Annotated in this window: 9 protein-coding genes and 2 tRNA genes; all 11 read right to left on the bottom strand. The window is 51.0% G+C overall.

What is annotated here, in order from left to right; genetic code table 11:
- Positions 1-76, bottom strand: a tRNA-Phe gene (locus B2U90_RS04925).
- Positions 77-81: 5 nt separating this feature from the next.
- A tRNA-Asp gene (locus B2U90_RS04920) sits at positions 82-158 on the bottom strand.
- Positions 159-307: 149 nt separating this feature from the next.
- Positions 308-1,843, bottom strand: coding sequence for a ribonuclease Y (gene rny / locus B2U90_RS04915; RefSeq protein WP_113855099.1), 1,536 nt, complete (start codon positions 1,841-1,843; stop codon positions 308-310).
- Positions 1,844-2,074: 231 nt separating this feature from the next.
- On the bottom strand, positions 2,075-2,494 hold the full coding sequence (locus tag B2U90_RS04910; RefSeq protein WP_059075555.1) for a regulatory protein RecX: 420 nt from the start codon (positions 2,492-2,494) through the stop codon (positions 2,075-2,077).
- 2 nt (positions 2,495-2,496) lie between these two features.
- Complete coding sequence (gene recA / locus B2U90_RS04905) at positions 2,497-3,576, bottom strand: recombinase RecA (RefSeq protein ID WP_075581456.1); 1,080 nt, start codon at positions 3,574-3,576, stop codon at positions 2,497-2,499.
- A gap of 3 nt (positions 3,577-3,579) precedes the next feature.
- On the bottom strand, positions 3,580-4,839 hold the full coding sequence (locus B2U90_RS04900; RefSeq protein WP_292017241.1) for a competence/damage-inducible protein A: 1,260 nt from the start codon (positions 4,837-4,839) through the stop codon (positions 3,580-3,582).
- A gap of 12 nt (positions 4,840-4,851) precedes the next feature.
- Positions 4,852-6,186 carry a 30S ribosomal protein S12 methylthiotransferase RimO gene (rimO, locus tag B2U90_RS04895; RefSeq protein WP_150824975.1) on the bottom strand — a complete coding sequence of 445 codons (1,335 nt, stop codon included), beginning with the start codon at positions 6,184-6,186 and terminating at the stop codon, positions 4,852-4,854.
- 5 nt (positions 6,187-6,191) lie between these two features.
- A complete protein-coding gene (locus B2U90_RS04890) occupies positions 6,192-7,238 on the bottom strand; it encodes an ABC transporter substrate-binding protein (RefSeq protein WP_075581457.1) in 1,047 nt (348 codons plus the stop codon).
- 4 nt (positions 7,239-7,242) lie between these two features.
- Positions 7,243-9,150, bottom strand: a complete 1,908-nt coding sequence (locus B2U90_RS04885; RefSeq protein WP_075581458.1) for a YgiQ family radical SAM protein — start codon at positions 9,148-9,150, stop codon at positions 7,243-7,245.
- Positions 9,151-9,162: 12 nt separating this feature from the next.
- On the bottom strand, positions 9,163-9,558 hold the full coding sequence (locus B2U90_RS04880; protein WP_070807714.1) for a helix-turn-helix domain-containing protein: 396 nt from the start codon (positions 9,556-9,558) through the stop codon (positions 9,163-9,165).
- Between the two features lie 72 nt (positions 9,559-9,630).
- Complete coding sequence (locus tag B2U90_RS04875; protein ID WP_292017238.1) at positions 9,631-12,195, bottom strand: FtsK/SpoIIIE family DNA translocase; 2,565 nt, start codon at positions 12,193-12,195, stop codon at positions 9,631-9,633.
- Between the last annotated feature and the right edge of the window lie 23 nt (positions 12,196-12,218).

The following is a 12,218-nucleotide window of genomic DNA, read 5'->3' as shown; positions in this document are numbered from 1 at the left end:
TGGTGCTCAGGGACGGAATTGAACCGCCGACACGGGGATTTTCAGTCCCCTGCTCTACCGACTGAGCTACCTGAGCAAATATGGCGACCTCGATCGGATTTGAACCGACGATCTTCGCCGTGACAGGGCGACATGTTAAACCGCTACACCACGAGGCCGTTTCATATATCCAAGGCTTAGTGCCTCGAACGAAAACAATTATACCATGTGCATTGTGGTTTGGCAAGTCTTTTTTCAAAAAATTTTTTAAATCAGTCCGTTTCTAAAAAAATACCCCCGCCGGCAGCGGCGGGGGCTGTATTTCCTCTTATTTTGCATAATCAATCATCCGGGTTTCCCGGATGACTACCACTTTAATCTGTCCCGGATATTCCAGTTCTGCTTCAATACGTTTCACAATGTTGTGAACGAGGAGCACACAATCGGCTTCATCCAGTTTTTCAGGCTTGACCATTACGCGGATTTCGCGGCCAGCCTGTATAGCAAAGCAATCTTCTACTCCATCGAAGGATTCGGCAATCTCTTCGAGTTTTGTGAGGCGCTTCAGATAATTTTCCAGTGTTTCCCGTCTTGCTCCCGGCCGTGCCGCCGAAACAGCATCAGCTGCCGAAACGAGGACGGCTTCTACGCTCTTCGGTTCTTCATCACCATGATGCGATGCAATGCAGTTGACTACCAGTTTTGATTCGCCATATTTCTTGGCAACTTCTGTGCCGATAGACACATGAGTTCCTTCCATTTCATGATCCAGCGCCTTGCCAATATCATGAATAAGGCCTGCCCGCTTAGCGAGGTTTTCATCGACGCCCAGTTCAGCTGCCATAACACCTGCCAGCTGGGACACTTCAATGGAATGGCGCAGGACATTCTGTCCGTAACTCGTACGGTACCGGAGACGGCCCAGTATTTTAACCAGTTCCGGATGCAGCCCATGTACACCCGTTTCATACGTCGCCTGTTCACCGGCTTCCCGTATTTTCTGGTTGACTTCTTTACGGGCTTTTTCTACCATTTCTTCTATCCGTGCCGGATGAATACGCCCATCAGCAATCAGCTTTTCCAGTGCAATGCGGGCTACTTCACGACGAATAGGATCAAAACAAGATAAGATAACGGCTTCCGGCGTATCGTCAATGATCAGGTCCACACCGGTCAGCGTTTCAATAGCCCGGATATTACGGCCTTCACGGCCAATGATGCGGCCTTTCATTTCATCATTCGGCAGTGCTACGACAGAGACGGTCGTTTCGGCTACATGGTCAGCAGCGCAGCGCTGAATAGCTGTAGAAATGATTTCGCGGGCTTTTCCTTCCGCTTCTTCCTTAGCTTGTTCTTCCAGGCTTTTGATGAGCATCGCCGTTTCATGCTTAACTTCCGTTTTTACGTTGTTCAGCAAGAGTTCCTTGGCTTCATCATAGGTAAGGCTGGAAATACGTTCCAGTTCTTCCATCTGCTGGCTGTGCAGCAACTCAATCTTTTCCTGTGTCCTGGTGATTTCTTCTTCTTTGCGCTGCAGAGCTTCATCGCGTTTTTCCATGGAATCGGATTTCTTATCCAGATGTTCTTCCTTCTGCAACAGGCGTCGTTCCATGCGCTGCAATTCATTTCTGCGTTCCTTATTTTCCCGTTCCGCATCACTGCGCAGCTTATGGACCTCTTCCTTTCCTTCGAGGACCAATTCCTTTTTCCGTGATTCTGCATTCTGCCGTGCCGTAGAGATAATGCGTTCCGCTTCTACTTCCGCCTTGCCAATTTTGCCTTCGGCAATTTTCATGCGGTAAAAATAGCCCGTCCCGACACCAATGATTCCACAAGCTACGGCTGCAGCAATGATAGCTAACATATTCAGTTTTCACCCCCTTTTCACCATAAAAAGCCGAACATGCGTCCGGCTTTTTATATGTGTAATTATTTCATTTACATCATTTTCAAAAAACCTGCAATTATGCAAAATATATGACCAGTATAGAAAACCGGCTCTTATAATTGTAAATTTTTTTTATACTGATGTCAAGGTAAACTCATAGACCATATGAATAATTTATACGCCAGCCAATAGCATAATGACCACGTTTTACCAGCCAAAACCACTGAGGATTTCCCTGATGACGGAGGGAGAAAAACCACGGTACTGAAGAAACCGGGCAATCTTGCGCGGCTCTGTTCCTTCTTTGAAACGCCGGGATACCAGTTGTTCCGCCACGGTCATTTCATCGACGCAGGGTGTGTTCTCCGGCACTGGCAGCTGCCGCTTCTGCAACCGGCTGACAATGTAGCGGTGGCCGTATTGTCCTTTACGGGCATAGTAAGCATACACGGCCTCTGCCAGGCGCTGGTCGTCCACAAAATGTTCCTGCCGCAGTGTCTCCAGAACGTCGTCAATGACTTCATTTCCCGTGCCACGGACCTGCAGTTTGCGGCGCAGTTCGCCTTCACTGAGAAAACGGATATTCAGCAGCCGCAGTGCCCTGGCATAGGCTTCATTATAATCCATTATCAGGCTTCTCCGGAAGGTTCTGCCAGGCTTTCAGCCGCGCCGGCTTCTTCTGCTTCATGGACTTCTTCGACGACAGCATCGAATTTTTCTGGTTCTGCCGCCAGTGTATCGCGGATGATATGTTCCACTTCGTCGGCGATTTCAGGATGATCTTTCAAGAACAGTTTGACATTTTCCTTCCCCTGTCCCAGTCGTTCGCCCTTGTAGGAATACCAGGTCCCGCTTTTTTCGATAATGTCCATTGATGTCCCCAGGTCGAGGATAGTCCCTTCCCGGGAAATCCCCGTCCCGTACATAATATCGAATTCACAGTTGCGGAATGGCGGCGCCACCTTATTTTTGACGACTTTTACCCGTGCACGGTTGCCAATGACTTCACCGCCCTGCTTGATGGCTTCCCCCTTGCGGATTTCCATGCGGATAGAAGCATAGAATTTGAGTGCCCTGCCGCCGGTCGTCGTTTCAGGATTGCCAAACATGACGCCGACTTTTTCACGGAGCTGGTTAATGAAAATAACGATAGCCTTGGATTTTGAAATAATACCCGTCAATTTACGCAGGGCCTGGCTCATGAGGCGCGCCTGAAGGCCCACGTGGGAATCGCCCATTTCTCCTTCAATTTCGGCTTTAGGTACCAGGGCTGCGACAGAGTCCACGACGATAATATCGACGGCACCGCTGCGTACGAGTTCTTCCGTGATTTCCAGGGCCTGTTCCCCGTTATCCGGCTGGGAAACGAGCAGATTGGCCGTATCGACGCCAAGATGACGGGCATATACCGGATCGAGCGCATGTTCCGCATCGATAAACGCGGCAATGCCGCCTCCTTTTTGTGCCGAGGCAATGGCATGGAGAGCCAGCGTCGTTTTCCCGGAAGATTCCGGTCCATAAATTTCGATGACCCTGCCGCGGGGATATCCTCCGACACCGACAGCCAGATCGACGGCAAGGGACCCCGATGAAATTACTTCGATATTCATTTTGTCCGCTATGTCGCCAAGGCGCATGATAGCTCCTTTGCCAAAATCTTTTTCAATTTTGCGCATAGCATTTTCCAGTGCTGTTTGTTTTTCTTCCATAGTCTACTCCTGTTCTGTATGTTCCAAAAGATATTGAACGGCATAATAGACAGCCCGTGTCGCGGCACGGCGCTTTACTTCTGTCCGGTCGCCGGGATAGATATCCTTATGGGTTACGGTCCCCCGCGGACCGGAAATTCCCGTATAGACCAGGCCAACAGGTTTTTCTCTGCTGCCGCCGGATGGACCGGCAATTCCCGTCGTGCTGATAGCCAGATCCGAACCATATAACCGGCGGCTGCCATCGGCCATTTCAGCAGCCGTCTGGGAGCTGACTTCCGTATAGGCAGCCAGCGTATCCGCCGATACACCGAGAATGTGTTCCTTCATGGCATTGCAATACGTGCCAGCCGACCCAAGAAAATAAGCCGAGCTGCCGGCGACGTCGGTGATAAGGGATCCTACAAGGCCTCCCGTACAGGACTCTGCCGCGCTGACCGTCATTTTTTTTTCTTTCAGGATCCGTCCCAGAAGGGCTGCCATCGTTTCCTGATTATAGGTTACAGCGGCCCGGTGGAGCCGTTTCTGCAATTCCTGCCGAACGGGTTCCATCAATGCCCGTGCTTCTTCTTCCGTCTGTGCCCTGGCCGTTATCCGTACTTCCACAAAACCGGGCCGTGCATACATGGCCAGTGTCGGATTGGACTGCCCTTTAATAAGATCCATCAGCTTGTCTTCAATAAAGGCCTCTCCCATATCATATATTTTCATATACAATGACTCGATGTGTCCCTGGGAACCGAATGTCCGGATCAGATACGGCTTCAGGCGGTGTTCGTACATCCAGCGCATTTCCAGCGGCGGCCCAGGAAGATGGACCAGCAGTTTTTCACCTTTTTTCAGGGCCGTTCCCGGAGCTGTTCCGGCACCATTGGAAAAAACGACAGCGCCTTCCGGTATCATAGCCTGCCGTTTCTGGTTTTCCGTCAACTCCCGGTCCGGGTGATGAGCCGTAACCCACTCCCCGATAGCTTCCGCAATTTTTTCATGATACACGAGGGGGACCCCCATTACCCTGGCACCGATGATTTTTGTCATATCGCCCTGTGTCGGGCCAAGACCGCCTGTCGTTATAACGATATCAGCCCGTTGCAGAGCCGTGCGCAGTACCCCTTCCATGCGTTCCGGATTATCACCGACTGTCGTATGATATATGACAGAATACCCAAGAGCATTCAGTTCCCGCGAAAGGTAGCGGGAATTTTCATTGACGATTTCACCCAGGAGAAGTTCCGAGCCCGTCGTCACCACTTCGACAAACATAGTGTCACCTCATCATTCAGCCCGTTCGGCTACCAAATCGTAGGCGAATCCCTGGGAAATCCGCACGGGAATCATATCTCCCGGCTGTACGCCTTCGGCGTTTTCCAGATACGTCAGACCATCTACATCGGGAGCCTGAATTTCAATACGCCCCACAGCCTGACAGATTCCCTGTTCCTCTTCCACCCGTTCGACGAGCATCGTATGAAGGGAACCTTCCAGTTCCTGATTGCGATGTTCCGACACTTTTGCCTGGATAGCCATGAGCTGATGATAACGTTCCTCTTTGACTTCTTCAGGAATCTGATTATCCATCCGGGCTGCCGGCGTCCCGTCTTCACGGCTGTAGGTAAAGACGCCTACATCATCGAATTCCGTTTCTCTAACGAAATCGCAAAGCTGGCGGAACTCTTCTTCTGTTTCACCGGGAAAACCTACAATGAACGTGGACCGCAATGTCAGTTTACGGCCATGACTGCATAACTTTTTCATGAGACGGCGCACATCTTCTTCCGAATCGCGGCGGTTCATGCGTTCCAGCACAGACTGGGAAATATGCTGCAGCGGCAGATCGACATACGGGCAGATTTTATCTTCCTTGACGATCAGTTCCATCAGTTCGTCTGTAAAGTAATGCGGATAGAGATAAAACAGGCGGATCCAGCGGATGCCATCTATTTTTACCAGGCGGCGCAACAGTTCCGGCAGCAGGGAATGACCGGCCAGATCGACGCCATAACTAGTCGTATCCTGTGCAATGAGATTGATTTCTTTCACTCCGTCATCAGCCAGCTGCCGGACTTCTGCCACGACCGAATCGACAGGACGGCTGTATAAGCGGCCCCGGACATGGGGAATGATGCAGAAGGAACAACCGTTATTGCAGCCTTCCCCGATTTTGACATAAGCACTGTAAGATGGTGTCGTACGCAGCCGGCTCGTATTCTGATTATACAAATGGCTGACATTATCCATAAAACAGGCTTTTCTTCCTTTTTTGACGGTATCGATGGCATCCCAGATCCGGTCCCATGATCCCGTTCCCAGCAAAGCATCGATCTCAGGCATTTCTTTCATCAGTTCTTCTTTATACTGCTGGCTGAGACAGCCTGTTACAATCAGTATCTGACAACGGCCTTCTGTCTTATATCTGGCTGCCTGGAGAATCGTATCAATTGATTCCTGCTTTGCTTTTTCAATAAACGTGCACGTATTTACGATGATGATATCCGCCTCTTCAAGGTCATCGGTGATTTCCATATGGCGGTCCCGCAAAATGCCCAGCATCACTTCTGTATCAATGAGATTTTTTGAACAACCCAGACTGACAAATCCTATTTTTTCCATGTAACTTATGGTTCCTTTCCAAATCGAATAGTTTTAATCCACCAATCCTGTACATTTTTCCGTCCCTGATCCGTATACAATTTGCGGACAGGGAAAAGCACAGGATACCGGTTGCGTCCATCTAATTCTTTCGGCAGCACATCGCTGGCTGTCGTCAAAAACAGTGTATTCTGATGCAGCAGTGCCAGGGCGCTCCGCGACAGCAGCCAGTCGGCAAAGACGGGAGCCAGTTCCGTATCGGTACACCATTTCGTCGTTCCCCTGCCGTACAGCCAGTAAGATGTCCCATTCTGGGGATACAGCATGACAACCGGCGCTTTATCCCGCAGGAACTGACGGACAGTCATAGCACTGGCAACACCCATATCGGCTTCACCGGCAGCAACGCGGCGCACGATGGGAGACATCGTCTTGGCATACGATGCAATATGAGGCTGCAGAGCCTTAAAGTACCGGCTGGCTTCTGCTGTCCCTGCAATTTCTACATACGAACAGAGAAAGTCTCCTGCCATATCCGTCGCTGCCAGATCGGGAAAAGCCAGGACCATATTCGGATCAGTCAGCAGATCATCCCAGGTTTCCAGTTCACTGCCACGGCGTTCGTAATATGCCTTGCTCACGACGAAAACCATAGGATCATACCAGGCACCTGTCCAATATCCATCTGCATCTTTAAACGAATAGGGAACGCTTTCCGTAGCCAGTGACGCATAGGGAACGAATATCGAGGCCTGTTGCAGATCCTTCAATACCGGTTCGGAAGCAATGACCATGTCCGGCCCGGCATCAGACGCTGCATCGTCAGCCAGCGACTGCAGTTCACTATCAGTACGCGTTTCAATCTGTACGCGCAGTCCCGTATCTCTATAAAACTTCCTGGCCAGAGCACTGTTGACGTCGGCCGGCATATCGGAATACACGACAAGGTGCCGTTCGGCCCGGTATGCATCCTGTGCTTTCTCTTCCTGTTGTTTTTCCAGTAATATATTGCTGAATCCGAGCACAGCCAGTACAAACAGTACAATAGCCAGTGTCGGTACATATTTTTTCATGAAATCACCTGAATCCATGGCGCTGCCGGTCTTGAAGCGTTCTGCCCTTCCGCCCCGGGTTTCCGGGCCGGCGGTTCCCTGCCCTTCCCGCAGTCTTTTCCATCCGCGCTTTTCCCGGCCGGCGGGGCGGAATCAGGCAGTGACTGCCATAGCCGATAAGATCCCGCCGTCCGGCTATGCACAGCGCCTTGTAGACAATATCATAATTGGCCGGATTCTTGTACTGCATCAGAGCCCGCTGCATCTGTTTTTCTTCCGGCCGCCGGGCTACGTAAACTTTTTCCCCGGTCAGTGGATTCATGCCCGTGTAATACATAGCCGTCGAGAGACTCCCCGGAGTAGGGATGAAATCCTGTACCTGTTCCGGCTGCATATGCATATCCCGCAAAAATTCCGCCAATGTAATGGCGTCGGCCAGAGTGCAGCCCGGATGGCTGGACATAAAATATGGCACCAGGTACTGCTTTTTTCCCAATTTCCGGTTGGCTTCGTCAAACCATTTCTTAAAAGTCAGAAAGGCATGTACATCAGCCTTTCCCATTAAATCGGTCACATGCTTTACGACATGCTCCGGTGCCACTTTCAGCTGTCCGCTGACGTGATACCGGCATAATTCTTCTACAAATTTCTTATTGTGATCCGCTAAAAGATAATCGTAGCGCAGTCCAGAGCGGACAAACACCTTTTTGACGCGGGGAATGTGGCGGATTTCCTGTAATAACTTCAAATAATCGTCATGTGACGTGTCCAGATTGGGACAGATTTCACTGCCGATACAATGGCGGTCTTTGCATACTCCGGCCGTCAGTTGCTTTTTACAGGCCGGATGGCGGAAATTAGCCGTCGGGCCGCCTACATCATGGATATAACCTTTAAAACCGGGAAGGTGTGTCATATGCACGGCCTCCCGGATCAGAGATTCATGGCTGCGGTTCTGGACAATCGGTCCCTGATGACTGGTAATAGCGCAAAAATGACAATGTCCAAAGCATCCCCTGTGGCTGGTCAGGCTGAACTGCACTTCATGCAGGGCCGGCACACCGCCACAATCATCATAATCGGGATGCCAGCGCCGTGTAAAGGGCAGTTCATAGACGGCGTCCATTTCTTCTGTCGTAAGTGGCAGAGCCGGCGGCGTCTGAACGACATACCGGTTTTCCGACGGCTGGATAATCGTCCGGCCATAGAAAGGATCCTGTTCCTCATACTGTATTTTAAAGGCCCGGGCAAAGGCTTTTTTATCTGCCTTCACCTCCTCATAGGATGGACAAAGTACAGTTTTTTCCGATATAGGCGGCCGGCTGGTCACATAGCAGATGCCCCGGATATGATACATCTCCGCCACGTTTTTCCCCTCAGCCAGGGCATCGGCAATTTCTACGACAGAGTGTTCCCCCATGCCATAGCTCAGGATATCGGCTTTGCTGTCCAGCAATATGGAATGACGTACTTTATCCGACCAGTAATCGTAGTGGGCAAACCGTCGCAGACTGGCCTCAATGCCTCCGATAATGATGGGGACATCTTTATAAGCCTCGCGCATCCTGTTGGCATATACGATGGTAGCCCGTTCAGGTCGTTTCCCGGCTATACCGCCCGGTGAATAATTATCGGTGCTGCGAAATTTTTTTGCCGCTGTTTTTTCATTGAGCATGGAATCGAGATTGCCCGCCGTAATCAGCGCTCCCAGCCGGGGCCGTCCCAGTGCCTTGAATGGTTCTGCACTATGCCAGTCCGGTTGGGAAATGATGCCTACGCGATACCCGCGGCTCTCCAGTACCCTGCCGATAACAGCAGCGGCGAAACCGGGATGATCCACATAGGCATCGCCATTGATATATACAAAATCCAATTGATTCCAGCCGCGCCGTTCCATATCGGCCCTGCTGGTCACCAGAAATTCCTCGTTCATATATTGCCTCTTTTACAAAAGTAACCAGATAATGAGCAGCAGAAATAAAATAATTCCCGACAAAATGGTTATCCCCTGCCACTTGCTCTGACGGTTCCGTTCCTTCTGCCGCTTTTCCCTTCCTGCCCGTTCCGGGCTCTGTGCCACAGGACGCACTTCCGGCCTGGGTTTCCTCGCCAGGACCTCTTCTTTATACGCTGTGACCAGTCCGGCTCCATCCAGTCCCAGATATTCCGCATACGTCCGGATAAATCCCTTGACAAATACGGCACCAGGGATGACATCAAAATCTTCCTTTTCCAGGGCATCCAGATAGTCTTCTTTTATATTGACAGCATCGGACACTTCTTTCAGCGTACGCCCCTGCTGTTCCCTTTCCTGTTGTAATACTCTGCCGATAGAAGACAAAGAACCGCCTCCTTATATGAATATGCCCATGCATACATAGTTAATTATATACTATTCCCCGGAAAAATGATATCACGTGTCCTTATGGAAGAATTTTGCCTGTACTTCCGCCGGTGACATGATGATTTCCCGCGGTTTCTTATTTCCTTCATTCGGCCCGACAATTCCCATGGCTTCCATTGTATCAATCATGCGGGCCGCCCGGGTAAATCCGACACGGAAACGCCGCTGCAGCATGGAAGAAGATGCCTGTCCCGTTTCCAGGACCATGTCGATGGCCTGGGGCATCAGCTCATCTTCAAAAAATCCGGCCGTATCTCCACTGCTTTCACCGGCGGACTGCTGAATGGATTCATCGTATTTCGGTTCTGTCGTGTTCTGATTTTTTATGAACGTAACGAGCTGTTCGATTTCCGCATCCGAGATAAATGCCCCCTGTACGCGGATAGGTTTTGGGGCACCCGTCGGAAAATAAAACATATCGCCGTTGCCAATCAGCTTTTCGGCACCACCCATATCCAGGATAGTACGGGAGTCGGTCTGGCTGGAAACGCGGAAAGCAATGCGGCTCGGAATATTAGCCTTAATGAGGCCGGTAATGACATCAACAGAAGGACGCTGCGTAGCCAGTACCAAGTGCATACCGCAGGCACGGGCCTTCTGCGCCAGACGACAGATAGAATCTTCTACATCACTGGAGGCCGCCATCATGAGATCGGCCATTTCGTCAATGATAATGACGACATATGGCATGGCTTCATCAGGATACTTTTCATTGAAGCTTTTGATATCCCGGGCAAATCCCTGGGAGAACCGCTTATAACGATCATCCATTTCCCGTACAGCCCAGCGCAGCGCATTAGCTGCTTTTTTAGGATCGGTAACGACAGGAGTCATCAAATGGGGAATGCCATTGTATACGGATAATTCGACAACCTTCGGGTCAATCAGTACCAGTTTGACATCTTCCGGTCGTTGCTTAAACAGGATACTGGCAATAAACGTGTTGATGCAGACACTCTTGCCGGACCCGGTCGTACCGGCGACCAGAAGATGAGGCATCTTGGTCAGATCGGCAATGACGGGATTCCCGGCAATATCCTTGCCCAGGCTTACAGGCACGCCGCTGGCAGCATTTTTAAATTCATCTGTATCGAGGACATCGCGCAGATTGACCCCCGTACGGGTCTTATTCGGCACTTCAATGCCCACGGCAGCCTTCCCGGGAATAGGCGCTTCGATAAAAACTTGTGTCGCCGCCAGATTCAGGGCAATGTCATCGGCCAGACCGACAATCCGGCTCACGCGCACCCCAGCTGCCGGTTCCAATTCATAACGGGTGACAGAAGGGCCCTGACTGGCATTCGTCACTTTGGCTTCAATGTTGAAACTTTTCAGTGTTTCCTGCAAAATGACGGCATTCTGACGGGCTTCTTCACTCAGTCCTTCTGCCAGGGGTTTTCCCGGTTTGAGCAGGCTCACCGGCGGCAGGCGGTATGTATTTTCTCCTTTGGCCACCGGTACGGCCGAATGCCCCTGGGGCGCCACATCGACGGCCGTAGACTGGGCATCGATTTCGACTGGCTTCAAGTCGGCCAGTTCTTCCTGCAGTACATCCCGGACAGGCTGTTCCATCGGCTGTCCTTCTTCCTGCTGTTTCTCCGTATCTGGCAGTCCGTCATCATAGTCGTCATCCTGTCGTCCTTCCGGCGGCAGCACGGCCGGAGCCGCCGAAACAGGTGATATATCCAGTTCTTCTGTCAGATCTGGTATACATTCTTCGTTTTCTAGTAATCCATCTCTTTTTTCCGATGTAAAATCCACACGCGGGCCGTGAAGCAGACTATCTTCCTCACGGGATTCCAAAGCCGGCACCGGTTCTGCCTCTGCCACGGGAACGTCCCTGTCAGTCCGGGCCGTTCCTACCGCTTCCGCCTGTTCTTCCTGCTCTTCTTTTTCCAGATCAAAGATATGATGATGTTCATGCCACTGCTGCATAGAACGGGATGCTTCCTGCAATCCCTCTACGGCCTTATCGGATACGCGGGACACCTCTTCTGATGCCTTGTCCGAAACGATGGCTACGGGGCGGGAAATAGACCATTTTTTCCATACGAGCAGAGTCACTATCCCTAAGGCCACAACGACCAGAACGGCGCCAAATTCGCCGAGAAAGGAACGCAGCAGTGAGGCGACGGCAGCACCGGCCGCACCGCCTCCGACGCGCAGCATGGCCGGCATGAATTCTGCCCCCTGGGGAATAAATAACAGGTGGATAAGGCCCAGGAACAACACAAAGAGTACCGTACCTGCCAGCCAGTTCTTCGTAAGGGGCCAGGCCTTGCGTAAAATGATATATTTCAACCCCAGAATCACCATAGACAGGGTAAAAACAATCCGTCCGATGCCAAATATATAGGACAGGATACCATCAATACTATGGCCTGCACTGCCTGTATCAATACCGACAATACCAACGGTCATAAAAATACCGCAGCACAAAAGGACGATGCCAATAATCTCATATTTCAGCAGTGACGGTTCTGTATCCTTTTTTTTCGTTGTACGGCGCACACCCTTTCCCGATGTCTTACGGGGCCGGGATTTTGTCACGCGTCTTGTTTTCCCTTGTGCCAAACCTTTCACCTTCCAAACCATAT

Origin of the sequence: Megasphaera sp. UBA4233, from assembly GCF_002395615.1 — a bacterium.
GTDB lineage: Bacteria > Bacillota > Negativicutes > Veillonellales > Megasphaeraceae > Megasphaera > Megasphaera hexanoica.
The sequence above is the reverse complement of the archived record's forward strand: the minus strand, read 5'-3'. Positions and strand labels throughout refer to the sequence as shown.

Excerpts from the sequence above, each read along its gene's own strand:
- rny (WP_113855099.1), bottom strand. The coding sequence starts at position 1,843 with ATGTTAGCTATCATTGCTGCAGCCGTAGCTTGTGGAATCATTGGTGTC.
- recA (WP_075581456.1), bottom strand. The coding sequence starts at position 3,576 with ATGGAAGAAAAACAAACAGCACTGGAAAATGCTATGCGCAAAATTGAA.
- rimO (WP_150824975.1), bottom strand. The coding sequence starts at position 6,186 with ATGGAAAAAATAGGATTTGTCAGTCTGGGTTGTTCAAAAAATCTCATT.
- B2U90_RS04910 (WP_059075555.1), bottom strand. The coding sequence starts at position 2,494 with ATGGATTATAATGAAGCCTATGCCAGGGCACTGCGGCTGCTGAATATC.
- B2U90_RS04900 (WP_292017241.1), bottom strand. The coding sequence starts at position 4,839 with ATGTTTGTCGAAGTGGTGACGACGGGCTCGGAACTTCTCCTGGGTGAA.
- B2U90_RS04885 (WP_075581458.1), bottom strand. The coding sequence starts at position 9,150 with ATGAACGAGGAATTTCTGGTGACCAGCAGGGCCGATATGGAACGGCGC.
- B2U90_RS04890 (WP_075581457.1), bottom strand. The coding sequence starts at position 7,238 with ATGAAAAAATATGTACCGACACTGGCTATTGTACTGTTTGTACTGGCT.